This window comes from Mycolicibacterium pallens (genome assembly GCF_019456675.1).
Taxonomy (GTDB): Bacteria; Actinomycetota; Actinomycetes; order Mycobacteriales; family Mycobacteriaceae; genus Mycobacterium; species Mycobacterium crocinum.
On record NZ_CP080333.1, the window covers coordinates 4,751,562 to 4,775,248 of the forward strand.

The 23,687-nt window shown below is 67.7% G+C and carries 22 protein-coding genes, 1 tRNA gene and 1 pseudogene; 14 read left to right on the top strand and 10 right to left on the bottom strand.

All coding sequences use genetic code 11. From position 1 onward, the window contains the following. The first annotated feature begins 71 nt into the window (after positions 1 to 71). Entirely contained in the window at positions 72 to 263 is a 192-nt protein-coding gene (locus K0O64_RS23070) for a ferredoxin (protein WP_071949488.1), read from the top strand. Here K0O64_RS23070 and K0O64_RS23075 read toward each other — a convergent pair. Further along, positions 250 to 942: a response regulator transcription factor gene (locus K0O64_RS23075; protein WP_071949487.1), complete on the bottom strand. Its 693-nt coding sequence runs from the start codon at positions 940 to 942 to the stop codon at positions 250 to 252. The genes K0O64_RS23070 and K0O64_RS23075 overlap by 14 nt on opposite strands. A 36-nt stretch (positions 943 to 978) precedes the next feature. On the opposite strand from K0O64_RS23075, the gene K0O64_RS23080 reads away from it, so the two are divergent. From K0O64_RS23080 to K0O64_RS23100, 5 genes and pseudogenes are all read left to right on the top strand, one after another. Beyond that, positions 979 to 2,268 carry a sensor histidine kinase gene (locus K0O64_RS23080; RefSeq protein WP_071949486.1) on the top strand — a complete coding sequence of 430 codons (1,290 nt, stop codon included), beginning with the start codon at positions 979 to 981 and terminating at the stop codon, positions 2,266 to 2,268. Between the two features lie 130 nt (positions 2,269 to 2,398). Continuing rightward, the gene (locus K0O64_RS23085) at positions 2,399 to 3,673 is read left to right on the top strand and encodes a cytochrome P450 (protein ID WP_071949485.1); all 1,275 of its coding nucleotides are present in this window, start codon (positions 2,399 to 2,401) and stop codon (positions 3,671 to 3,673) included. A gap of 18 nt (positions 3,674 to 3,691) precedes the next feature. Beyond that, positions 3,692 to 4,797 (top strand): annotated as a pseudogene (locus tag K0O64_RS23090) (NDMA-dependent alcohol dehydrogenase). Between the two features lie 276 nt (positions 4,798 to 5,073). Next, the gene (locus K0O64_RS23095) at positions 5,074 to 5,547 is read left to right on the top strand and encodes a DUF4383 domain-containing protein (protein WP_071949484.1); all 474 of its coding nucleotides are present in this window, start codon (positions 5,074 to 5,076) and stop codon (positions 5,545 to 5,547) included. A gap of 41 nt (positions 5,548 to 5,588) precedes the next feature. Then, a complete protein-coding gene (locus tag K0O64_RS23100; protein WP_225933521.1) occupies positions 5,589 to 6,086 on the top strand; it encodes a DUF4383 domain-containing protein in 498 nt (165 codons plus the stop codon). A 7-nt stretch (positions 6,087 to 6,093) separates the two neighbouring features. On the opposite strand, the gene K0O64_RS23105 is transcribed toward K0O64_RS23100, so the two are convergent. The 5 genes from K0O64_RS23105 to K0O64_RS23125 form a co-directional block, all read right to left on the bottom strand. Next, positions 6,094 to 7,056: a Ppx/GppA phosphatase family protein gene (locus K0O64_RS23105; RefSeq protein WP_174714142.1), complete on the bottom strand. Its 963-nt coding sequence runs from the start codon at positions 7,054 to 7,056 to the stop codon at positions 6,094 to 6,096. Beyond that, on the bottom strand, positions 7,041 to 7,538 hold the full coding sequence (locus K0O64_RS23110) for a DUF501 domain-containing protein (protein WP_071949483.1): 498 nt from the start codon (positions 7,536 to 7,538) through the stop codon (positions 7,041 to 7,043). Before K0O64_RS23110 ends, K0O64_RS23105 begins: the two co-directional genes overlap by 16 nt. Then, complete coding sequence (locus K0O64_RS23115) at positions 7,531 to 8,226, bottom strand: FtsB family cell division protein (RefSeq protein ID WP_220045773.1); 696 nt, start codon at positions 8,224 to 8,226, stop codon at positions 7,531 to 7,533. Before K0O64_RS23115 ends, K0O64_RS23110 begins: the two co-directional genes overlap by 8 nt. Before the next feature lie 15 nt (positions 8,227 to 8,241). Next, the gene (gene eno / locus K0O64_RS23120; RefSeq protein ID WP_071949481.1) at positions 8,242 to 9,528 is read right to left on the bottom strand and encodes a phosphopyruvate hydratase; all 1,287 of its coding nucleotides are present in this window, start codon (positions 9,526 to 9,528) and stop codon (positions 8,242 to 8,244) included. A gap of 75 nt (positions 9,529 to 9,603) precedes the next feature. Continuing rightward, complete coding sequence (locus tag K0O64_RS23125; protein ID WP_071949480.1) at positions 9,604 to 10,335, bottom strand: lytic transglycosylase domain-containing protein; 732 nt, start codon at positions 10,333 to 10,335, stop codon at positions 9,604 to 9,606. 180 nt (positions 10,336 to 10,515) lie between these two features. On the opposite strand from K0O64_RS23125, the gene efeU reads away from it, so the two are divergent. The 3 genes from efeU to efeB all read left to right on the top strand — a co-directional run bounded on the left by efeU (position 10,516) and on the right by efeB (position 13,926). Continuing rightward, the gene (gene efeU / locus K0O64_RS23130; RefSeq protein ID WP_071949479.1) at positions 10,516 to 11,481 is read left to right on the top strand and encodes an iron uptake transporter permease EfeU; all 966 of its coding nucleotides are present in this window, start codon (positions 10,516 to 10,518) and stop codon (positions 11,479 to 11,481) included. A 62-nt stretch (positions 11,482 to 11,543) separates the two neighbouring features. Next, positions 11,544 to 12,644, top strand: coding sequence for an iron uptake system protein EfeO (gene efeO / locus K0O64_RS23135; protein ID WP_225933782.1), 1,101 nt, complete (start codon positions 11,544 to 11,546; stop codon positions 12,642 to 12,644). After that, positions 12,625 to 13,926 (top strand): iron uptake transporter deferrochelatase/peroxidase subunit, encoded by a 1,302-nt coding sequence (efeB, locus tag K0O64_RS23140; RefSeq protein WP_071949477.1) that lies wholly within the window; start codon positions 12,625 to 12,627, stop codon positions 13,924 to 13,926. The genes efeO and efeB overlap by 20 nt, the downstream gene beginning before the upstream one ends. Here the strand turns inward: efeB and K0O64_RS23145 are convergent. From K0O64_RS23145 to K0O64_RS23160, 4 genes are all read right to left on the bottom strand, one after another. After that, positions 13,899 to 15,023: a nucleoside triphosphate pyrophosphohydrolase gene (locus K0O64_RS23145; protein ID WP_220045774.1), complete on the bottom strand. Its 1,125-nt coding sequence runs from the start codon at positions 15,021 to 15,023 to the stop codon at positions 13,899 to 13,901. The genes efeB and K0O64_RS23145 overlap by 28 nt on opposite strands. Further along, complete coding sequence (gene mfd, locus K0O64_RS23150) at positions 15,020 to 18,694, bottom strand: transcription-repair coupling factor (RefSeq protein WP_220045775.1); 3,675 nt, start codon at positions 18,692 to 18,694, stop codon at positions 15,020 to 15,022. Before mfd ends, K0O64_RS23145 begins: the two co-directional genes overlap by 4 nt. Before the next feature lie 79 nt (positions 18,695 to 18,773). After that, on the bottom strand, positions 18,774 to 19,283 hold the full coding sequence (locus tag K0O64_RS23155; RefSeq protein WP_220045776.1) for a GAF domain-containing protein: 510 nt from the start codon (positions 19,281 to 19,283) through the stop codon (positions 18,774 to 18,776). Between the two features lie 62 nt (positions 19,284 to 19,345). After that, a complete protein-coding gene (locus K0O64_RS23160; protein WP_071949473.1) occupies positions 19,346 to 19,981 on the bottom strand; it encodes a TetR/AcrR family transcriptional regulator in 636 nt (211 codons plus the stop codon). Between the two features lie 51 nt (positions 19,982 to 20,032). Here K0O64_RS23160 and K0O64_RS23165 point away from each other — a divergent pair. The 5 genes from K0O64_RS23165 to K0O64_RS23185 all read left to right on the top strand — a co-directional run bounded on the left by K0O64_RS23165 (position 20,033) and on the right by K0O64_RS23185 (position 23,654). Then, a tRNA-Gln gene (locus K0O64_RS23165) sits at positions 20,033 to 20,104 on the top strand. Between the two features lie 7 nt (positions 20,105 to 20,111). Further along, entirely contained in the window at positions 20,112 to 21,587 is a 1,476-nt protein-coding gene (gene glmU, locus K0O64_RS23170; protein WP_071949472.1) for a bifunctional UDP-N-acetylglucosamine diphosphorylase/glucosamine-1-phosphate N-acetyltransferase GlmU, read from the top strand. Positions 21,588 to 21,681: 94 nt separating this feature from the next. After that, positions 21,682 to 22,662, top strand: coding sequence for a ribose-phosphate diphosphokinase (locus tag K0O64_RS23175; protein WP_071949471.1), 981 nt, complete (start codon positions 21,682 to 21,684; stop codon positions 22,660 to 22,662). Then, positions 22,663 to 23,004: an arsenate reductase (glutaredoxin) gene (gene arsC, locus K0O64_RS23180; RefSeq protein WP_071949470.1), complete on the top strand. Its 342-nt coding sequence runs from the start codon at positions 22,663 to 22,665 to the stop codon at positions 23,002 to 23,004. Next, entirely contained in the window at positions 23,001 to 23,654 is a 654-nt protein-coding gene (locus K0O64_RS23185) for an LpqN/LpqT family lipoprotein (protein ID WP_225933522.1), read from the top strand. The genes arsC and K0O64_RS23185 overlap by 4 nt, the downstream gene beginning before the upstream one ends. Positions 23,655 to 23,687 lie beyond the last annotated feature (33 nt).

The window sequence follows — 23,687 nt, forward strand, 5'->3', positions numbered from 1 at the left end:
CTGGCCCGGCCAGGCCACATCTGGCGCGCACGGACCGCCCGCGCCGCCGCCACCGCGCCGATACTGGCGCCATGCACATCACCGTCGACTACACCCTGTGCGAGGGCCACGGACAATGCCTGATGGCCGCACCGGAGCTGTTCGACCTTCCGGACGGCGCCGATCAGGTCGTCGTCCTCGACGCCAATCCGCCTGAATCCGAACGTGATCGCGCCGCCCGCGCTGCCGCGATGTGCCCGGCACTGGCCATCACGGTGAGCTGAGCCGATCGGCGTCGGCAAGGTCGTCGAGCAAGCGGTAGCGACCCGCCATGGCCGCCGCGGCGATCCGGTTCGTCACGCCGAGCTTGTGCAACAACGCGGCGACCATCCGCTTGGCCGTGCACTCCGAAACCAGCATCCGCGCGGCGATGTCGGTGGTTTCCATTCCAGTGGCCAGCAGTGTCCACAACCGCAAGTCCTGGTCGGAGAGACCGTCCAACAACGCCGACGGCGGCCTGCGGGTATTGCTCAGCAGCGCGTCGAGAAGTGTCCGGTCCACCACGCACAGGCCCTCGGCGATCGTCCACAGCGGGCCGGCCAGAGCTTCCGGCCGTGCCGTTTTCGGTAGGAATCCGTCAGCACCGGCACGTAATGCCTCTTCGGCCAACCCCATGTCGTCGGTCCCCGACAGCGCCAGAATGCGTGTCGCCGGATGCCGGGCCTTGACGTGCCGGATCGCCGCCACCCCGCCCAGCGGCGGCATGGTGAGGTCGATGATCGCGACATCGGCCTGGCAACCCGCCACCAGATCGGCGGCCTCTTCGACATACGTGGTCTGGCCGCCGACGGTGAACAGCTCGCCCCACTCCCGGGTGAGCAGCAGGGCCAGACCCTGGGCAAACAGCTCGTGGTCGTCGATGATCGCCACGATGATCTTCGCTCCCCCGGCGCGGGCGTTCATTGCCGCGATGCTAGACCCAACCTTAGGGTCAGCCGGGTGAGACCGCTGGATCGATTGACCAACACCGACGACGGCTACGCACTGGCCCGCATCGTCGTCGCGGTCCGCACGGCGATCGTCTTGGCGATCGGCGTCGTCCTGCTCATCGGTCCGGCCTGGGCCCGCCAGCACGCGGCAGCCACGTTCGCCGTCCTCGGCGCCGCGCTGCTCTACGCCGCGATAGTGCTGGCCAACGCCCACCTCGAAGTGCGGCGCACCCGCTACTCGTGGCTGATCACCGCCCTGGACTCGGGATTCACCCTGGCCGTTGTCGCACTCACCGGCGGCGCCTACAGCCCCGTGGTGTCCGTTCCGGTCGCGGTCATCGTGGCCTCGGCGGCCCGGCTCTCGTTCGCCGAGGCACTGACGACGGCCGTGCTGTTCAGCGCCGCGTTCATCCCGCTCGCGCTGGCGACCTCGCCCCGTACCCCGTTCGCGGTCGACGCGGCGGTGCAGACCGGTTGGTGGGCGTTCTTCGTGGTCTGTATCGCGATCATCACCGCGGGGCTCTCGGCGCTGGCCGAACGCGAGCACCGCTCCCGCGTCCACGCATTGGTGGAAGCCGAAGCCGAACACGCTGCCGCCGAGGAGGAACGGGATCTGCGCGCCCGGCTGCTGCGGTCCTATCAGTCCCAACAGGACGGCCTACAGGTCCTGGTCCACGAGTTCCGCACCCCGATCGCCTCTCTGGAGGCGCTGATGAGCGCGCTCACCTCGGAGCCGCCGATGTCGTCCGCCGACCGCGACACCAGCCTGCGGCTTGCCGATCGCCACGTGCACCACCTCGCCGACATGATCGAGGCGCTCTCCGACGTCGCGCTGAGCCGTCGGCCCACATTCTCGTCCGGCCGGGTGCGACGGGTCGACGTCACGGACGTCGTCACCGCGGCCGCCGACGCTGTCGGGCTGACTCCGCCGCGGTTGCGGCTGACGTCGACCGGTGACCTCGGTGCGATCGTCATCAACGCCCAGGGTCTGCGGCGCGTGCTGACCAATCTGTTGGAGAACGCATCCCGGCACAGCCGCGACGCCCCGGTCGACGTCACCTGCACTCGCGACCAAGACGAGTTGGTGATCGCGGTGCTCGATCGCGGGCCGGGCATTCCCGTCGAGGATCTCGGCGAGCTGACCGCCAAATACGTCAGCGCCGGCGGTCAGCGCGGTACCGCCGGACTCGGCCTCTGGATCGTGCAGCAGATCGTCGAGGCGATGGGCGGTCGCGTCGACTTCGCCGCACGCGGCGGCGGCGGTCTGGCCGTGACCTTCCGGGCGCCGATCGAGTCCTGACGCTGGCCCGCGCAGGCCAGTGATTGGCACGCGCGCCGGTCCCAGGCGCATTCCGCTGCGGCGACCATGGGTGCGACGCCGACGTGACGCGAACCACACCAGCGCGCGCGGCAGCCACGAGAGGACGCTCATGACCGCCCCCACCACCGCGCCCACCCACGGTGACATCGACCTGAGTGCCCGGTCGTTTTGGGCCAAGACCCCGGAAGAAAAAGACGAAGCGTTCGCCGTGCTCCGCCGGGAGAACCCGGTGCCGTGGAGCAGGCCCGCCGAATCGGATCTGTTACCGCCCGAACTGAACACCAAGGGCTTCTGGTCGTTGACCAAGCTCGAAGACATCCGGATGGCCAGCCGCCACCCCGAGATCTTCTCCTCCGCCCAAGGCATCACGATGGAGGACTTCGCGCCCGAGGCGGTCGAGATCGCCCAGTCGTTCATCGCGATGGACGCACCCCGACATACCCAGTTGCGCGGCATCACGACCGAGGCATTCAAGCCGAAAAACGTTCGCCGCCTGGAAGACTGGATCCGCGGGCACGCCCGCGACCTGGTGACCGAAATGGCCCACCTCGGTGAGGGTGACTTCGTCGAGCTGGTCTCGGTGAAGCTGCCAGGGCGCATCTTCGGCAGTTTCTTCGGGCTGCCGGAAGGCGATCAGCGTGACAAAGCAGTCCGGGCCGCGCAGCGCCTGGTGGGCTGGACCGACCCGAACATTCGGGGCGACCAAAGCGAACTCGAGCTGTTCATGGGCGCGGTGATGGACCTGCATGCGGTAGCCGCCGAACTGATCCCAGAACGTCGGGCACACCCCGGCGACGACCTGCTGACCTGGATGGTGCAGGCCGAGTTCGACGGCAAGAAGATGACCGACGACGAACTCAAGGCGTTCTTCGTGCTGATGGGTGTCGCCTCCAACGACACCACCCGGCATGCCTCGGCACACGCCATCGCCGCGCTCTCCAAATTCCCCGACCAGCGGGCCCTGCTCGTCGCGGATGTCCCGGGCCGCATCGACACCGCGGTCGAGGAAGTATTGCGTTGGGGGTCGCCGCTGTTGCACATGCGCCGAACCGCCACCCAAGACGTCACGGTGCGGGGATCGGAGATCAAGGCCGGCGACAAAGTCGTCCTCTGGTATTACTCGGCCAACCGCGACGAAGATGTCTTCGAAGACCCGCACACCTTCAACATCCTACGAAATCCGAACCCGCACATCGCCTTCGGCGGTGGTGGTCCGCACTTCTGCCTGGGCGCGGCGTTGGCCCGCACCATGCTGCGCACACTGCTGACCGAGGTGTACACCCGAATTCCGGACATCTCGGCCCCCCAGCCCGACTATGCGCTGGCCAACTTCATCAACGGCATCAACAGCCTGCCTGCTACCTGGACACCCGAAAAGCGCTGATACACAAGGAGACCTGCTATGAAGACGAAGGCCGCAGTGTTGTGGGGCTGCACCAGAAATGGGAAGTCGAGGAGGTAGAGCTCGACGGACCCAAGCAGGACGAAGTACTGGTCAAGTTGACCGCGAGCGGACTCTGTCACTCCGACGACCATCTGGTCACCGGCGACATGCCGATGCAACTGCCGGTGGTCGGCGGTCATGAGGGCGCCGGCGTGGTCGTCGAGGTCGGTCCCGGCGTCAAGGACGTCGCCGAGGGTGATCCCGTGGTGCTCAGCTTCATTCCGGCCTGCGGTCGTTGCGAGCCGTGCGCCCGCGGGATGAGCAACCTGTGCGTGCTCGGCGCGGCGATCATCGCCGGGCCCCAACTCGACGGCACCTTCCGCTTCCATGCCCGAGGTCAAGGCTTGGGTCAGATGTGTGTCCTCGGAACGTTTTCCGAATACACGGTGGTGCCGGTGTCGTCGGTGGTCGAGGTGGACTCATCGGTCGCGCTCGACACCGCCGCGCTGGTCGGTTGCGGTGTCACCACCGGATACGGCAGTGCGGTGCGGACCGGGGAGACCCGAGACGGCGATGTCGTCGTGGTGATGGGTGTCGGAGGCATCGGGATCAATGCGGTCCAGGGGGCGCGCATCGCCGGCGCCCGGATGATCGTCGCGCTCGACCCGGTCGAGTACAAGCGCACCCGATCGCTGGAGTTCGGCGCGACGCACGCAGCCGCCACCGTCGAGGAGGCCCAGGCACTGATCGCCGATATGACCCGCGGCGCGATGGCCGACGTCTGTGTGGTCAGCACCGACGTCGCCGAAGGTGCCTACGTCGCCCAGGCACTGAGTCTCGTCGGCAAGCGGGGCCGAGTGGTGATGACGGCTATCCCGCACCCGGCCGACACCTCCGTCGACATGTCGCTCTTCGACCTCACGCTGTACGAAAAGCAGGTCCGCGGATCGCTTTTCGGCTCATCCAGTCCCCGCCGCGACATCCCGCGGCTGCTCGAACTCCACAGCTCCGGACAACTGAAGCTCGATGAACTGGTCACCCGCGAGTACTCCCTCGAGGACATCAACCAGGGCTATGCCGACATGCACGCCGGAGTGAACCTGCGCGGTCTGATCCGATTCTGATCGACCCTTCACGTTCGGGGCGCGACTGGCTATTGTGAGGTGGATCACGCTGAGGAGATGATCACGATGCCGGATCCCATGCACACCGGTGGCTGCACCTGTCGTTGTAATGCCTGCGACGGCGGCCACCACTGTCACAACATCGGTAGCGGCTGCAAGGTCAAGCTTTAGTTCCAGAGACGCCGCCACCGACATCACGGTGGCGGCGTCTCTATTCTTGTTTGCCTGCTCCCTCCCCGGGTATCGATCTGGGACAACTCGAGGGAGGGAACATCCATGTCAGTCACAATCACCCGAACGCGGAGATATACGGCGGTCCAGAAGGCAGCATTCGCTGTTGGGGCGGTCTTCCTTCTGGTGGGCATCCTCGGCTTCATCCCGGGCATCACCACCAACTACGACATGCTGCAGGGCGCAGGCCACCACTCCGGAGCTCAGCTGCTGGGGATCTTCAACGTGTCGGTGCTGCACAACATCGTTCACCTGATCTTCGGCGTAGCCGGACTGCTGCTGGCCCGGGCCGTCAACACCGCCCGCGGCTACCTGATCGGCGGTGGCGTCATCTACCTGGTGCTGTGGCTCTACGGACTGGTGATCGACCGCGAAAGCCAGGCCAACTTCATCCCGGTCAACACCGCCGACAATTGGCTGCACTTCGTCCTCGGTGCCGCGATGATCGCCCTTGGCGTGCTCCTCACCCGGCGTACTGCGGTGACGTCGGATACCGCGGTGCCGCGCACGACGCGCTGACCGCGGGTTGATCGCGCGTATTGACGGGTATGCAGACTTCCGTGGAGACAGCCCGTTCCGGCAGGCTCCAGCGACCGCGGATCGGCCTGCTGGCGGTACAGGGGGCCGCGGTGCTTGTCGCCGCGGCATTCCTCGCCGTCGCGATCGCCGGCTTCATCCCCGGGCTGACCACCCACTTGGATCAGCTGCACTGGGCGCACGGCTCGCACTCTGAACTCTTCGGCGTCTTCGAGGTGTCGGTGGTGCACAACCTGCTCCACCTCGCCTTCGGCGTGGCGGGCCTGGTGCTCGCGCGCACGTTCGCCCGTGCGCGGGCCTACCTGATCGGCGGCGGGGTGATCTATCTCGGCCTGTGGGTCTACGGCCTGCTGATCGACCTCGCCGGACCGCGAAACATGCTGCCACTCAACAACGCCGACAACTGGCTGCACTTCACGATCGGCGTGGTGATGGTCGTGCTGGGCCTCACGCTGGCGGGCACCAAGACGCCCACCGGGGCCGACGGAGAGCCGCTGATCCTGCCGGAGGACGAGGACTGAGCGACGCTCAGGCGATCGACAGCGCGATGCCGTCGAGGATGTCGTGCTCGCTGACCACCAGTTCGTCGATGCCGGCCCGCTGCCCCAACGCGTAGGCCAGCTCCTCGACGACGATCGAGCCGCCGCCGATCACGTCCACGCGGCCTTCGTGCATCGGGCCGAGCGCGGCGCGCTGCTTGCGGGTCATCCCGACGAGCTGGTCGCAGACCGCCAAGAGATCCGGGAAGCCGACGCGGGAGAGGTGGATCGCCTCCGGGTCGTAGGTGGTCAGGTGTTGGGCCAGTGCGGCGATCGTGGTGAAGGTGCCCGCCACGCCGACCCAGGTTTTGGCCTGATCGACCGGCACCACCCGCAGCGCCTCGCCGAGCCGTTCCCGCACCACATCCCGCGCGGCCGCGATCTCGGCGGCGGTCGGCGGATCGGAGTGCAGGCAGCGCTCGGTGAGCCGCACGCAGCCGATATCGGCCGAGAAACTGGCCTGCACGCCACCCGCCTCGTTACCCAGCACCACTTCGGTGGAACCGCCGCCGAGGTCGACCACCACGAAAGGTGCTGCGGCACTGTCAAGTTCACCGACGGCGCCGTTGAAGGACAACTCGGCTTCCTCCTTGCCGGTGATCACCTCGGCGACCGCACCGGGCACCGCCGGGTCCAGCACCTCGGCGGTCATCGCGAAGAACTCATCGCGGTTGGACGCATCCCGCGTCGCTGACGTCGCGACCATCCGCACCTTGCCGACGTCGAACTGTTTCAACAAGGCGGCGTAGTCGGCCAGTGCGGCCCGCGTGCGGGCCAACGCATCCGGGGCGAACTGCCCGGTGGCGTCGACACCTTGGCCCAGCCGCACGATGCGCATCTCACGGTGCACATCGTGGAGGCGCCCGGCGGCCAGGTCGGCGATCAGCAGCCGGATCGAGTTGGTGCCGCAGTCAATGGCCGCAACCCGGTTCGTCTCTACGTTGATGTCCACTCCCCTTTGTCGAGAATTCCCGCCATCCCCGGCTCGGCGGCCAGCACTGCCAACGCTTCGTCGCCAAACGGGTTGACGCCGCGGCCTTTTGCCAACGAATGCGCGATCACCACGTGCAGGCACTTGACCCGGTCGGGCATGCCGCCCCCGGTGAACGTCGTACCCAACGGCTCGATGGCGTCGCGCTCGGCCAGATACGACTTGTGCGCCCGCCGGTACGCGGCGGCGAGCTCCTGGTCCTGCTGCAACCGCTCGCTCATCTCCCGCATCAGCCCGTCGGACTCCAGCCGGCTCGCGGCGGCGGTCAACACCGGGTGCGTCAGGTAGTACAGCGTCGGGAACGGGGTGCCGTCCGGCAGCCGGGGCGCCGTCTTCACCACTGCCGGTTCACCATTGGGGCATCGGTAGGCGATCTCCAGGACGCCGCGCGGCTCACGACCCAGCTGCCGCGCCACCGCGTCGAGATCGGCGGGATCAACCACCGGGCGTCGCAGGTGGGGCGGGCGCGGGCTCCGGCGACGGCAGTCCGGGGTCGGTGGCCGGGACCGGCGGCGGGCCGTGCGGAGTGTCGGCGATGGTGTGCCACAACGAGGTGTACCACGGGTCGTTGCTATGCACCGGGGCGACCTGGGGGCCGGTGTCGGGGGCGACGGCGGCACCGGCGGGCAACTGCACCTGATAGGGAATGTCGCCGGGCATCACGAACCCCAGCCGCTCGCGGGCCTGGGCGGCGATGTACACCGGATCCGCCAGCTTGTCCTTCTGCGCCTGCAGATCGGCAATCTGCTTGCGCAGCGCGGCTTCCGACGCGGCGAGTTGCTTCATCTCGGTGCGCTGCGCGAAATAGGTGCGCACCGGTCCGGCGATGGTCAGGGTGAGCACGCAGACCACCGCCGCCAGAATGGCCGCGCGGCGCGCCGTGAATCCGAGGCGCTGCTCACTCTGGTGCTCGGCCGACGCCGCGATCGCGCGCCGGACCGGTTCGGTGACGCTGTGGCCTCGACCGGTTGTAGCCGCGGCGGCTCCGACCGCCTCCGGCGCGGCTTTGGTCTCGGAAGGCCGCGGTTCCCGCTTGGCCGCAGGCGACGTACGCGAGCGGACCCGACCCGACGCCCCCGGCCGGGAGGCCGGTGAGCGTCGCCTCGAGTCGGGCCGCTTGCTTTCCGCCACAGTCTCTTTCGAGTCCTACTCGCCGACCACGAACCGCGGGAATGCGAGATCGCCGGCGTAGCGCGCGGCATCGCCGAGCGCCTCCTCGATGCGCAGCAGCTGGTTGTACTTGGCCACCCGCTCGCTGCGCGCCGGCGCACCGGTCTTGATCTGTCCGCTGCTGACGGCCACCGCCAGGTCGGCGATCGTGGTGTCCTCGGTCTCGCCGCTGCGGTGGCTCATCATCGTGCGGTAACCGCTGTTGTGGGCCAGCGCGACCGCGTCGAGCGTCTCGGTGAGCGTGCCGATCTGGTTGACCTTCACCAACAGTGCGTTGGCCGCGCCGCGCTCGATACCGTCCTCGAGCCGTTCGGGATTGGTGACGAACAGGTCGTCGCCGACCAACTGCACCCGGTCGCCGATCGCGGTGGTGAGCTCGACCCAGCCGTCCCAGTCGTCCTCGGACAGCGGATCCTCGATCGACACCAGCGCGTAGGAGTCCAGCAGTTCGGCGTAGAACTGGCCCATCTGCTCCGCGGTGCGGACCTCTTTCTCGAAGGCGTAACCCTTACCGGCGGTGAAGAATTCGGTTGCCGCCACATCGAGGGCCAGTGCGACGTCGGTGCCGAGCGTGAAGCCGGCCGCCTCGATGGCCGTGCCGATCAGATCGAGCGCGGCCTTGGTGCCCGCGACGTCCGGCGCGAAGCCGCCCTCGTCACCAAGCCCGGTGGACAGGCCCTGCTTCTTGAGCACCGACTTCAGCGAGTGGTAGACCTCGGCACCCCAGCGCAGCGCCTCCTTGAAGCTGGGCGCCCCGATCGGCGCGACCATGAACTCCTGGACGTCGACGCCGGTGTCGGCATGCGCGCCGCCGTTGAGGATGTTCATCATCGGCACCGGCAGGATGTGGGCGTTGGGTCCGCCGAGGTAGCGGAACAGGGGCAGGGCCGCGGAGTCCGCGGCGGCCTTGGCCACCGCGAGGGAGACGCCGAGGATGGCGTTGGCGCCCAGCCGCGACTTGTCGGGGGTGCCGTCCAGGTCCAGCAGCGCCTGGTCGACGAGACGCTGATCGTCGGCCGACAGCCCGATGACCGCGGGGGCGATCTCGTCGAGCACCGCTTCGACGGCCTTCTCCACACCCTTGCCGCCGTAGCGGGCCGCGCCGTCGCGCAGCTCGACGGCCTCATGCTCGCCGGTCGACGCGCCGGACGGGACGGCGGCACGCGCGAAGGTGCCGTCGATCAGGGCCACCTCGACCTCGACGGTCGGGTTGCCGCGGGAGTCGAGGATCTCGCGGGCCGCGACCTGCTCGATGATGGGCACTGGCTGTCTCCTTGCGTCGTGGTGTGCGACGAATAGCCTAAATGGTCGCGTGCACGCAGGCCTCGTAGAGCTGGGTCAGAGCGCGTGCCCCTCGGCGTACGCCGTCGCCCAGTCCCGCACGGTGCGGGCGTACTGGTCGGAGTGGTTGTAGGCGTGCAGCGCGTTCATCCAGCCGCGCGGCGAGGCCAGGTCCTTGCCGCGGAAGCACAGGTACCCCGCCGCCGAAAGCGCTGCGTCGTCGATGTTGTCCGGGCTGATTACCCCGTCGTTGTTGGCGTCGACGCCGTAGAGCCGCCACGTCTCGGGGATGAACTGCATCGGGCCCATCGCCCGGGCATAGACCGGCTCGTCATTGGCCAGGGTCTGCTCGTCGTCGATGATCTCGAGATTGCCGTTGGTGCCGTCGAGATGCACTCCCCTGATCGGCGGGCTGACGTCGCCATTGGGCGCGATGATCGCGTCGCGGTAGGTGCCGTGGTGGCTTTCGACCATGCCGATGCCGGCCAGCGTCGTCCAGGCCAGATGGCAGTTGGGGTTTTCCACTTCGGCCACCCGCGCGGCATAGGCATAGGCCTCCAGCGACGTGATCGGGATACCGAGCGCGGGTGCCCGCTGCGCGGCCCACTGGTGCAGCTGATCGGCCGGGCGGCCCTTGGCGTGGGTGTCGACCGCAGGCACCGGATCGCCCGGCGGCGGCGGGACACCGTCGGGAATCGGCGTGCCCAGCTGCCAGGAGCAACTTGCCGCCAGCAACATGGCCGCCGCCGCAATGACGGCGACAGCACGCAGCCAACGCGTTGACGACACAGCACTCCTCAGGCCTGAATAATCTTGTTCATCGTCCCACGGCTGCCGTGTCGTTAGTCCCTACCGGCGATGCCGACGAGCCGGTAATTTGGTTACCAAGCATCTGTTAAGGTGAGCCGAACCTTGGTTTGGTAAGCCTTGCTTGAGCGTGCAACCAATGAAGTTAGTTAGGACTCGCCGATGACCGACCTGGCGGCTGTTTCGACCGGCATCCACACCACGTACAGCGCTGCCGCCCCGAATGTCGGCGCGCAGCTTTTCGGCAGCGGGCTGATCGGTGTTCGCGAGGGTCTCGAGGCCGGGATCATCGTCATGGTCCTGATCGCGTTCCTGGTGAAATCCGACCGCCGCGACGCCCTGAAGTGGGTGTGGCTCGGTGTCGGCGCCGCCGTCCTGATGACGGTGGGCGTGTTCTTGACGATTCAGTACAGCGCCTACACGGTCGACAATCTGGCCGCCGAGGCCATCGCCGGGGTGGCGTCCCTGGTCGCCGTCGTGATCGTCACCTCGATGGTGCTGTGGATGCGCAAGGCGTCGGCCAGCATGTCCGGGGATCTGCGCGCAGGCATGACGAAGGCGCTCGAAACGGGCGCGCTGGCGGTGTTCTCCCTGTCGTTCCTCGCCGTGGGCCGCGAGGGCTTCGAGACGGCGCTGTTCATGGTGGGCTACGCCGAGGCCGAAACCGCGTGGCCGCTGCTGGGCCTGTTCATCGGCGTGCTGGTCGCCGCCGTGATCGCCTGGGGCATGTACGCCGGCGCCGTCCGGATCAACCTGGCAAAGTTTTTCTCCTACACCGGCGTGTTCCTGATCCTGGTGGCGGCGGGCGTCCTGTCCTACGGCGTCGGGGCGCTGCAGACCGTCGGCTGGGTGCCCGGCCTCGGTAACCGGGCCTTCGACATCAGCGGCGCCTTCAACTGGTCGGCCTGGTACGGCGAGATCATCCAGGGCGTCCTCAATGTCACCCCCACCCCGACTGTGCTGCAGCTGATCTGCTGGCTGGCCTACATCGTCGTCGTCCTGGCGCTGTTCCTGCGGCCCACCCGCCCCGCGCCGAAGCCGGCTCCGGCCACCGACGTCTCTCCCGAAAATGCCGATGCCTCCGAAGAATCGGAGCGCTCTCCCCTTACCGAAAGGTCCCATCAGTGACGCTGACCCACGGCATCAAGACCGGTACTGCCGCTGCCGCGGCGATTCTGGCCGGAGTCTCCATGGCCGCCTGCACCGCCAAAGAGAACAAGTCCGCGGATTCGAGCACCAAGGCGGCGTCCGAGATCACCGTCAACGCCTCCGACACCGAATGCAAGCTGTCGGGCACGCAGGCCCCCACCGGGCCGAGCACCTTCGTGATCACCAACAACGGCACCAAGGTCACCGAGTTCTACGTCTACGGCGAGGGCGAGCGGGTGATGGGCGAGGTCGAGAACATCTCCCCCGGACTGCAGCGCAAGCTGGTCGTGCAGCTCGCCGAGCCCGGCACCTACAAGACGGCGTGCAAACCCGGCATGATCGGCGACGGTATCCGCGGCGACTTCACGGTCACCGGTAACGCCGTCTCAGTCGACACCCAGGGCGAATTCAAGGAAGCCAGCGACAGCTACAAGCGCTACGTCAACAGCCAGAGCGAGGCCCTGATCCCGGCCACCCAGTTGTTCGTCGACGCCATCAAGAAGGGTGACGTCGCGGCGGCCAAGGCGCAATACCCGGTCGCGCGCACCTACTACGAGCGCATCGAGCCGGTGGCCGAATCGTTCCCCAACGATCTCGACCCGCGCATCGACCTCCGGGAAGCCGACCTGGAACCGGGCCAGAAGTGGACCGGCTTCCACGCGCTGGAGAAGCAGCTCTGGGTCACCGGTCTGCAGCCCGACGCCAACGCCCTGGCCGACCAGCTGCTGGCCGACATCAAGGAGCTGCACGAAGGTGTGGAGGCACCGGGCTGGACCATTGACTCCACCCAGATCGCCGGTGGCGCACAGGGTCTGCTCGACGAGATCGCGGCCAGCAAGATCAGCGGTGAAGAGGACATCTTCAGCCACACCGACCTGTGGGACTTCAACGCCAACGTCCAGGGCAGCCAGACCGCGGTGGCGTCGGTCCGGCCGATCCTCGACAGCCGCAACGCCGATCTGGGCAAGCGGGTCGACAAGGGCTTCGCCGACGTGGAGGCGCTGTTGAACAAGTACCGCAAGGGTGACGGGTTCGTCCTGTACGACACCGTGACCGAGCCGCAGCGGCAGGAACTCTCGCGCGCCATCGACGCGTTGAGCAAGGAAGTTAGCCAGGTGCAGGGTGTCATCGCTCCCCAGTAACGACGAGAAGTCGGCGCCGGCACCCGCAGGATTGTCGCGGCGCAAGCTGTTCGGCGCGGCCGGCGTCACCGCTGCGGTGGTCGGCGCGGCCGGCGCCGGGGCGTTGGCCGGCCGGGCATCTGCGGCCAGCACCCTCGACCACGGACTGGACAAGCCGGTTCCGTTCCGCGGCGAACACCAGGCCGGGATCGTCACCCCCGCTCAGGACCGGATGCACTTCGCCACCTTCGACGTGACGACCGACAACCGGGCCGATGTCGTCGCCATGCTCAAAGAGTGGACCGGCATGGCCGAGCGGATGACCGCCGGCGAGGAAGCCGTCCACGACGGTGCGATCGGCCTCAATCCCTATGCGCCGCCGTCGGATACCGGTGAGGCGCTGGGGCTCGCGCCGTCGCAGTTGACGCTGACCATCGGCTTCGGTCCGTCGTTCTTCCTCAAGGACGGTACGGACCGCTTCGGGATCGCGAGCCAGAAGCCGCCACTGCTGGAGAACCTGCCCAAGTTCCCCAACGAGACCATGGATCCGGCGCGCTGCGGCGGCGATATCGTCGTGCAAGCCTGCGCCAACGACCCCCAGGTCGCGGTGCACGCCATCCGCAACCTGGCCCGGGTCGGCTTCGGCACGGTGGCCGTGCGCTACTCCCAGCTCGGGTTCGGCCGTACGTCGTCGACCACCCGGGAACAGGCCACCCCGCGAAACCTGTTCGGATTCAAGGACGGAACGGCCAATATCAAGGCCGAGGACACAGACACGCTCAACCAGCAGGTCTGGGTGGCCAAAGGTGACGGCCCGGACTGGATGACCGGCGGCAGCTACATGATCAGTCGCCGCATCCGGATGCGCATCGAATCCTGGGACCGCACAACGCTTCTCGAACAGGAGCGGGTGATCGGCCGACAGAAGGGCAGCGGCGCGCCGAACGGGCTCAAGCAGGAGTTCGAGGAGCTCAATTTCGACATCGTCGACAACAAGAACGAGCCGCTGATCGACCGCGACGCCCACGTGCGCCTGGCGTCCCAGCAGCATCTGAACGGCATCCAGATCTTGCGCCGCGGCTACAACTTCACCGACGGCTCCGACGGATTCGGGCATCTCGATGCCGGGCTGTTCTTCATCGCGTTCGTGCGCAATCCGGCGACCCAGTTCATCCCGATGCAGATGGAACTGGCCCGCCGCGACCTGCTCAACGAATACATCACCCACACCGGCAGCGGAATCTTCGCCGTGCCGCCGGGCCTGCGCGACGGCGACTACTGGGGTTCGACGCTGTTCGGCTGATCCGCCGGCTCGTCGGCGGTCTCGGGGTCGTCCAGGTCGACGTCGTCGGCGAGCTCGGGCAGGTCCAATTCGTCGTCGACACGGACCATTTCGACGTCGTCGAGCAGGTCGTCGTCGGTGACCACTTCGGGCACCAGCGGCAGGTCGAGTCCCTCGGCGGCCCGCGCAGGCCAGTGCCTGCGCCATTCGTCGGCGGTGACCGCGCCCAACGGTGAAGCGGCATCCAGTTCACTCGGGGCGTCGGCATCTCTGCGGTTCGCCGCGATCGCACGTTCGACGGCGCGCACGGTGTCCATGAACTCCAGGACGTCGGTGCGCAGCTCGTTCTCGGCGTCTTTCTCGGCCGCGACGGTCACCGACAGGATCGAGGACGGGATCAGCTCCGGCGGCATCCCGGCGGTCGTCACCCGGGCAATCACCTTCTGCGCCAACGCCAGCGCCGGTTGTCCGGTCGGCACATCGCCGACGCAGGAGACGCGGTTGTTTGTTTCCAGAGTTTTGCGCTGCTCCCACTGCGCAATCTGGTCTTCCAGCGAGATCGACTCTCCGGCCAGCACCGCGGGCACCCGATTGCCGAGCTTGCGCACCAGCGCGTCGGCCACATCGTCGATGGTGAATGCGTGGTGCGATGCCTCCTCGGCGATCCGCGCGTGAAACAGCACCTGCAGCAACACATCTCCGAGTTCGTCACGCAACTCGGTGAGGTTGCCGCCGCGGACCGCGTCGAACAGCTCGTAGGTCTCCTCCAGCAGATAGCGTCGCAGCGAGTCGTGGGTCTGTTCACTCTCCCAGGGCCCGGCGGTGCGCAACTTGTCCATGATCGCCACGGCGTCGACCAGCCGCTCGCCGGCTTGCGGCTCGGGCGCGGCGATCAGCCGTTCACCGGCGGCCAGCCGGGCCCGCACCTCGGGATGCTTGCGATCCGAGGATAGCAGCACCGGCGCGTCCTGACCGGTGAACACCGGCCGTCCCGACGGCAACGACCACGGCACCTTGATCGGCAGCTCCTCGGTGTACTGCACATCGCCGCCGAGCAGTTCGACCGCCTCGACGGGCACCAGCGACGGGCGGCGCGGATCGACCAGGATGACGGTCACCGCCGCTCTCCCTTCGCCGATCCGGCCGGTGTGAACGTGGTTATATCAAGCTCGCCCTGCGGTTGTCCGTCAAGTGCGCGGAGCAGATCGGCCACCATCTGCACCAGTTGCAGGTCCCGTATCCGCGGGGCGCCGACACCGCTGCCGGACCGCGGAATCGGCACCGTCACCGTCGATGTCGTCGCGCGGTAGCTCGCACCGGGATAAACCCGCTTCAGCCGCAGCTGCGCGGAGTCCGGCAGGGTCAGCGGTGAGACGCGAATCGTTGTGGGAGAACCACTTCCGGTGGCCGCCACCTCCGTCACACCGTAGCTGCGGCACACCAGCCGCAACCGCGCCACCGCGACCAGGCGCTGCGCGGGCTCGGGCAGCGGCCCGTAGCGGTCGGTCAACTCCTCCACCACGCCGACGATGCCGGCATCGTCGGCGGCCGCCGCCAGCCGACGGTAGGCCTCCAGACGCAACCGGTCGCTTTCGATGTAGTCCGGCGGCAGATTGGCGTCGACCGGCAGGTCGATGCGGACATCCTTGGGTTCCTCGGCGGTGGTCACCGTCTTGCCGTCGGCCGCGGCTCGGTACGCCTCGACCGCCTCCCCGACCAGCCGGACGTACAGATCGAATCCGACACCGGCGACGTGCCCCGACTGCTCGGCGCCCAGCACATTGCCGGCACCGCGAATCTCCAAGTCCTTCAACGCAACTGCCATACCGGCACCGAGCTCGTTGTTCTGCGCGATGGTGGCCAGCCGGTCGTAGGCGGTCTCGGTGAGCGGCATCTCCTTGGGGTACAGGAAGTAGGCGTAGCCACGCTCGCGGCTTCGGCCCACGCGGCCGCGCAGCTGGTGCAACTGCGACAGGCCGAAGGTGTCAGCCCGCTCGACGATCAGGGTGTTGGCGTTCGAGATGTCCAGTCCGGTCTCGACGATCGTGGTGCAGACCAGGATGTCGTATTCGCGGTTCCAGAAGCCTTCGACGGTGCGCTCCAACAACTCTTCGGGCATCTGGCCGTGTGCCACCACGACCCGAGCCTCGGGCACCAGTTCCCGCACCCGCGCGGCCGCGGCGTCGATGCTGCTGACCCGGTTGTGGATGTAGAACGCCTGCCCGTCGCGCAGCAGTTCGCGACGCAACGCCGCCGCGACCTGCTTGTCGTCGTGGCCGCCGACATAGGTCAGCACCGGGTACCGCTCCTCGGGCGGGGTGAGGATGGTCGACATCTCCCGGATGCCGGCCAGGCTCATCTCCAGCGTGCGCGGAATCGGCGTGGCGCTCATGGTCAGCACGTCGACATGGGTGCGCAGGCTCTTGATGTGCTCCTTGTGCTCGACGCCGAAACGCTGCTCCTCGTCGACGATCACCAGGCCGAGGTCTTTCCAGCGCACACCGGTCTGCAGCAGCCGGTGCGTGCCGATCACGATGTCGACGCTGCCGTCGGCCATCCCCTCGATCACCGCCCGCGACTCGGCGGGATCGGTGAAGCGCGACAGGCCTTTCACGGTCACCGGGAACCCGGCCATCCGCGCGGTGAACGTCTGCAGATGCTGGTCGGCCAACAGCGTGGTGGGCACCAGCACCGCGACCTGCTTGCCGTCCTGCACCGCCTTGAATGCCGCACGCACCGCGATCTCGGTCTTGCCGTAGCCGACGTCACCACAGATCACCCGGTCCATCGGGACCGGCTTCTCCATGTCGTTCTTGACCTCCTGGATGGCGGTCAGCTGATCCATGGTCTCGGTGAAGCCGAACGCGTCCTCCATCTCGGCCTGCCACGGGGTGTCCGGGCCGAAGGCGTGGCCCGGCGCGGCCTGCCGCTTGGCGTAGAGAGCCACAAGCTCGCTGGCGATCTCGCGAACCGCCTTGCGCGCCTTGGTCTTTGTGTTGGTCCAGTCACTGCCGCCGAGCCGGCTCAGGCTGGGCTCCTGGCCGCCGACGTACCGGGACAGCTGATCGAGGGAGTCCATCGGCACGAACAACTTGTCGGACCCGCCACCGCGTTTAGCCGAAGCGTATTCGAGCACCAGGTACTCACGTCGCGCACCGCCGACGGTGCGTTCCACCATCTCGACGAACCGGCCGATGCCATGCTGATCGTGCACCACCAGGTCGCCCGCGGTGAGCGCCAGCGGGTCAACGGTGTTGCGGCGCTTGGCCGCCAGCCGCTTGCCCTCGGTGGCGGTGACCCGGTTGCCGGTCAGGTCGGTTTCGGTGATCACCACCAGGTTGGCGCCCGGCACGATGATGCCGTCGTGCAGCGGACCCTTGAGGACGCCGACCACACCGGCCCTCGGGGCCTCGCCGGCCTCGAGCATCGCCGCGGGGGTGTCGCGCTCGCCGAGCTGCTCGACGACCCGGTGCGCGGTTCCGGTGCCCGGTGCGACGACGGCGGCATAATTTTCTGTGCCGCCGGCCGTTACGTGGGCGCGCAGCATCGCGAAGATCTCGTCGACGTTGCTCTGCTGGCCGCGGGCTGACGGGGCGGGCCGCACGTCGAGTTCGGTGGCGTCCTCGGCCGCCAACTGACTCACCGTCCACCACGGGTGGCCGGACTTGCGGGCCGCGTCGTGCACTTCGTCGAGCTCGCGGAACCCGGAACCACCGAGTTCTTCGACGTCGATCGGGGCGTCACCCCCGATGGCGGCCACCGACCACGACGCCTCGAGGAACTCCCGGCCGGTCTTGATCAGGTCGGCCGCGCGGGTGCGCACCTTCTCCGGATCGCACACCAACACTGGGCAGCCGTCGGGCAGATGATCGATGAGCAGAGTCAAGTCGTCGGGCCGCAGCACCGGCTGCAGGGCTTCCATCCCGTCGACGGGAATGCCTTCGGCCAGCTTGGCCAGCATGTCGCCGACGCTGCCGGTGACCTGATTGCCGTCGCCGCGCGGCCGGTCGGCGAGCAGCTTGGCGGCATGCGTCCGCACCTCATCGGTGAGCAGCAGCTCACGGCACGGCACCGCCACCACCGCGGGCACGTCGATCTCGGGGATCGAGCGCTGATCGGCCACCGAGAACATCCGCATCTCGCTGACCTCGTCGCCCCAGAACTCCACCCGGACGGGGTGCTCGGCCGTCGGCGGGAAAAGATCCAAAATGCCGCCGCGGACGGCGAATTCGCCGCGCTTACCGACCATGTCGACGCGGGTGTAGGCCAGCTCGACGAGGCGCGCGATCAGCTGGTCGAAGTCGAACTCCGCACCGGGCGTCAGCGTCACGGGTTCGACGGTGCCGACATCGGGAGCCATCGGCTGCAGCAGCGACCGGACCGTGGTGACCACCACGCACAGCGGCGGGCCAAGGCGCTCGTCGTCGGGGTGCGCCAGCCGACGCAGCAGCATCAGCCGCGCGCCGACGGTGTCCACCCCGGGCGAGAGCCGCTCGTGCGGCAGGGTCTCCCAGGACGGGAACATCGCCGCCGACTCGCCGAACACACCCCGCAGCTCGGCGGTGAGATCGTCGGCGTCGCGGCCCGTCGCGGTGACCACCAGCAGCGGGCCCTTACGGGCCACCGCGCAGGCGGCATACAGCTGAGCACTGGCAGGTCCGACCAGGGCGAGTTCGTCGGGACGCTCGGCGGCGCGCTGCGCCAGGGCGACGAATTCCGGCGCGGTCAGCGCCAAGTCCACCAGCCCCGCGATCGGGGTCTGAACATACTGGTGCCCCGGTGCGGTCATGATTACTACAGTCTAGGCGGCACCACCGAAGACGTTGCGGCGGGCCGCGATTCACTCGCGCGCTGTGACGCAGGTCGCCTCAGCGACCGGCGACCGTGAAGCCCGGGTCGGCGATGCCTTCGGGAAATTGCTGGAGTGCGGCCACCGCGACGTCGGCCAGAGCCTTCAGCGCATCGGTCACGGCGGGATCCGGCTGCCCCGGGTGAGCCCAGTAGACACCGATCGCCCCGAGCGGATCGGGCCCCAGCATCGGTGTCATGACCAGGCTGCGAACGAAGGTCGGCCGGTAGGCGTCCTGCGGGATGCGCTCATCGCGGCGAATGTCTCCGATCGCCACCGCGGTGCGATGGATCATCGCCCACCCGCTGATGCAGTCGGCGACGGGGAACCGCTGGCCTTTCCACAGTGGACTCATCGAGTCCTCGTCGGCGTAGTAGCACATGTCGCCGTCGAGGAGCACGAACGTGGCACCATGCGCACCGGCGATCTGCCGAGCCGCGACCTTGACGACCTGCTGGACGTCCTCGACCCGCTCGGCATCTTTGAGCCGAACCCGCACCTGAGCGATCACGTTCCGTGTGTCGACCACGCGTCGACCCCCTCTGCCTACCCCACTGTTGGACGTGTGCGTAGATTATCGCGGGTCGCGGGTCACTCGCCCTCTAACTGCGGATCGGCTTCGAGATGGGTCAGCCCGTTCCACATCAGGTTCACCAGATGAGCGGCCACTACCTCTTTCTTCGGTTCGCGGGTGTCGAGCCACCACTGCGCGGTCATCGACACCGAACCGACCAGGGCCTGGGCGTACAGCGGCGCCAGCATCGGGTCCAGGCCGCGGCGGGCGAAGTCGCCGGCCAGGATCGAGGACACCTGGCTGACGGCATCGTTGAGCAGGCTGGAATAGGTGCCGGTGCTGATCGCCGCCGGGGAGTCCCGGATCAGGATGCGGAAACCGTCGGTGCGCTCCTCGACGTAGGTCAGCAGAGCCAGGGCGACCCGCTCGACCCGGACCCGGGAGCGGTTATTGGTCAACGACGAGGTGATGCCGTCGAGCAGGGCCGACATCTCGCGGTCGACGACCACCGCGTAGAGACCTTCCTTGCCACCGAAGTGCTCATAGACGACGGGCTTGGAGACATTGGCGCGCTGGGCGATCTCCTCGATCGAGGTGCCCTCATATCCACGCTCGGCGAACAGCGTGCGGGCCACGTCGATGAGCTGGCGCCGACGTTCGGTGCCCGTCATCCGGGCGCGCGGTGGGCGCGGCTCCTTCTCCGGTGCTGCCATCCAGGAAGAGTACTGGTTTGCACTAGAGTCTCAGGCGGACATTTCGGCCAGTCCGTCGTGGTGTAATCGGCAGCACCTCTGATTTTGGTTCAGATAGTTCAGGTTCGAGTCCTGGCGACGGAGCAGTCATATGGGAGGCCCGGTGACCACAAACACTGATGCCGCCGTCCTGGTGCTGGCGGCCGGGGCCGGCACCCGCATGCGATCGGACACCCCCAAGGTGCTGCACACCCTCGGCGGGCGCAGCATGCTCTCCCACGTGCTGCACGCGGTCGCCAAGGTCGCGCCACAGCACCTGGTCGCGGTGCTCGGTAAGGATCGCGAACGCATCGGCCCGGTGGTCGCCGGACTCGCCGACCAGCTGGGCCGCACGATCGAGGTCGCGGTGCAGGAGCAGCAGCTCGGCACCGGTCACGCGGTGCTGTGCGGGTTGTCCGGGCTGCCCGAGGATTTCGCCGGCACCGTCGTCGTGACCTCCGGTGACGTCCCGCTGCTGGATGCCGAGACGCTGGCCGAACTGATCGCCCTCCACCGCGGCCAGCGCGCCGCGGCGACGATCGTCACGACGACGCTGCCGAATTCGACCGGTTACGGCCGGATCCTGCGCACCCAGGACGGCGAGGTCACCGCGATCGTCGAGGAGACCGACGCCACCCCGCAGCAGCGCGCGATCCGTGAGGTCAATGCCGGGGTCTACGCCTTCGACATCGCCGAGCTGCGCTCAGCGCTGAGCCGGCTCTCGAGCGACAACGCCCAGCACGAGCTCTACCTAACCGACGTGATCTCGATCCTGCGCGCCGATCACCGGGCGGTGCACGCCAAACACGTCGACGACGCAGCCCTGGTTGCCGGCGTCAACGACCGGGTGCAGCTCGCCGACCTGGCCCGCGAGCTCAACCGCCGCGTGGTCGCCGCCCATCAGCGCGCCGGGGTCACCGTCGTCGACCCGCTGAGCACCTGGATCGACGTCGATGTCACCATCGGCCGCGACACCGTGATCCGGCCGGGGACCCAGCTGCTGGGTGCCACCCGCATCGGCGCGCGCTGCGAGATCGGGCCGGACACCACGCTGACCGACGTCAGCGTCGGCGACGAGGCCTCGGTGGTTCGCACCCACGGCAGCGAGTCGGCGATCGGCGACGGCGCGACGGTCGGACCGTTCACGTTCCTGCGTCCGGGCACCGAACTGGGGACGAAGGGCAAGCTCGGGACGTTCGTCGAGACCAAGAACGCGGTGATCGGCGCAGGCACCAAGGTGCCGCACCTGACCTACGTCGGCGACGCCGACATCGGCGAGTACAGCAATATCGGCGCCTCCAGCGTGTTCGTGAATTACGACGGCGAGAACAAGAGCCGCACCACGATCGGCTCGCACGTGCGCACCGGCTCGGACACGATGTTCGTCGCCCCGGTGTCCGTCGGCGACGGCGCCTACACCGGCGCAGGCACGGTACTGCGCGACGACGTGCCCCCGGGCGCACTCGCGGTGTCGGCTGGGCCACAGCGCAATATCGAGGACTGGGTGCTGCGCAAGCGGCCGGGCAGCGCATCGGCGCAGGCCGCGGCCAAGGCGCAGCAGTCCGAGTCGGGCGAGCCGACGGAGTGACCGGCGTCGCCGAATGTTGCCTTTTTGGTAACCCAGGGTCGTAGCACCGTACGATTGGCCCGTATCGACCCCCGACCGGCAAGGGCAGCACACAGTGGGCACGGACTGGACCGACAACCGTAAAAACCTGATGCTCTTCTCGGGCCGCGCGCACCCGGAGCTGGCCGAACAGGTCGCCAAAGAGCTCGACGTCCAGGTCACCGCGCAGACCGCACGAGACTTCGCCAACGGCGAGATCTTCGTCCGCTTCGACGAATCGGTTCGCGGCTGCGACGCCTTCGTCCTGCAGTCCCATCCCGCGCCGCTGAACAAGTGGCTGATGGAACAGCTGATCATGATCGACGCGCTCAAGCGCGGTAGCGCCAAGCGGATCACCGCGATCCTGCCGTTCTATCCCTACGCCCGCCAGGACAAGAAGCACCGCGGCCGCGAGCCCATCTCCGCCCGCCTGGTCGCCGATCTCTACAAGACCGCGGGCGCGGACCGCATCGTCACTGTCGACCTGCACACCGACCAGATTCAGGGCTTCTTCGACGGGCCGGTCGACCACATGCGGGCCCAGCCGCTGCTGACCGGCTACATCCGGGACAACTACAACTGCGAGAACGTCGTGGTGGTCTCGCCGGACTCGGGCCGGGTCCGCGTCGCCGAGAAGTGGGCCGATGCCCTCGGCGGCACCCCGCTGGCGTTCATCCACAAGACTCGCGACCCGAAGGTCCCCAACCAGGTGAAGTCGAACCGGGTCGTCGGTGATGTGGCGGGTAAGACCTGTGTGCTGACCGACGACATGATCGACACCGGCGGCACCATCGCCGGCGCGGTCAAGCTGCTGCACGACGACGGCGCCAAGGACGTCATCATCGCCGCCACCCACGGCGTGCTGTCGGACCCGGCCCGCGAGCGACTAGCCGACAGCGGTGCGCGCGAGGTGATCGTCACCAACACCCTGCCGATCGACGAGGCCAAGCGGTTCCCACAGCTGACCGTGCTGTCGATCGCGCCGCTGCTGGCCAGCACCATCCGCGCCGTGTTTGAAAACGGTTCGGTCACAGGCCTTTTCGACGGAGACGCGTAGTTGTCAAGCACCATCTATCACAACCCGCGCTGCAGTACGTCCCGCAAGACCCTGGACCTGTTGCGCGACAACGGGATTCAGCCGGAGATCGTCGAGTACCTCAAGACGCCGCCATCGCGCGCCGAGATCGCCAGACTGATCGCCGACGCCGGCATCGACGTACGCACCGCGGTGCGCAAGCGCGAATCGCTGTACACCGAGCTGAATCTCGCCGAGGCCAGCGACGACGAGCTGTTGGATGCCATGGCAGCCAACCCGATTCTCATCGAGCGGCCGTTCGTGGTGACGCCCAAGGGCACTCGGTTGGCCCGCCCGATCGAATCGGTACACGAAATTCTGTGAGAGCGCGTCGCGCAGCCCTGTCCCTCACGCTGGCCATGACCGTGGCGGCGTGCGGGACGACGCCGCCGGACTACTCCTCGATCTGGAGCACACCGGCCACCACCACGGCGAGCAGCCCCACCACATCGGCCAAGCCGCAGCCGATCGCCGAATACCTTTACGGCGTCGGTGTTATGGGTGAGCAGATCCCGCTGGACAAGCTCACCGACATCAGCGTGACACTGCCGCGGCCACCGGGCTGGACCAAATACAACAACTCGAACTTCTCGCCGGGCACCGAGGTGATCGCGAAGAACAACACCTATCCGACGGCGATGGTGATCGTGTTCAAGCTGACCGGCAACTTCGATGTGGGTGAGGCACTCAAGCACGCCAGCGTCGATGCCGAAATGTCGCAGAACTTCACCAAACTCAACGCCTCCACGGCCGATTTCAACGGATTCCCGTCCTCGATGATCGAGGGCAGTTACGACCTCAACGGCAAGCGCCTGCACTCCTACAACCGGGTGGTGATCCCGGTGACGCCGGCGCCGGCCTTCCAGCGCTATCTGGTGCAGCTGACGGTGACCACGCTGGCCGACCAGGCCGCCGCGGCGTCCGACGATGTCGAGGCCATCATCAAGGGCTTCAGCGTCACGCTGAAGAAGTAGGCCGCCCGCCTCGCGAGCGGTGACCCTAGAGTG

Bases quoted from the DNA above. Each gene is read 5' to 3' on its own strand.
- K0O64_RS23070 (WP_071949488.1), top strand. From the start codon at position 72: ATGCACATCACCGTCGACTACACCCTGTGCGAGGGCCACGGACAATGC.
- K0O64_RS23075 (WP_071949487.1), bottom strand. From the start codon at position 942: ATGAACGCCCGCGCCGGGGGAGCGAAGATCATCGTGGCGATCATCGAC.
- K0O64_RS23085 (WP_071949485.1), top strand. From the start codon at position 2,399: ATGACCGCCCCCACCACCGCGCCCACCCACGGTGACATCGACCTGAGT.
- K0O64_RS23095 (WP_071949484.1), top strand. From the start codon at position 5,074: ATGTCAGTCACAATCACCCGAACGCGGAGATATACGGCGGTCCAGAAG.
- efeU (WP_071949479.1), top strand. From the start codon at position 10,516: ATGACCGACCTGGCGGCTGTTTCGACCGGCATCCACACCACGTACAGC.
- efeO (WP_225933782.1), top strand. From the start codon at position 11,544: ATGGCCGCCTGCACCGCCAAAGAGAACAAGTCCGCGGATTCGAGCACC.
- mfd (WP_220045775.1), bottom strand. From the start codon at position 18,694: ATGACCGCACCGGGGCACCAGTATGTTCAGACCCCGATCGCGGGGCTG.
- K0O64_RS23160 (WP_071949473.1), bottom strand. From the start codon at position 19,981: ATGGCAGCACCGGAGAAGGAGCCGCGCCCACCGCGCGCCCGGATGACG.
- glmU (WP_071949472.1), top strand. From the start codon at position 20,112: ATGGGAGGCCCGGTGACCACAAACACTGATGCCGCCGTCCTGGTGCTG.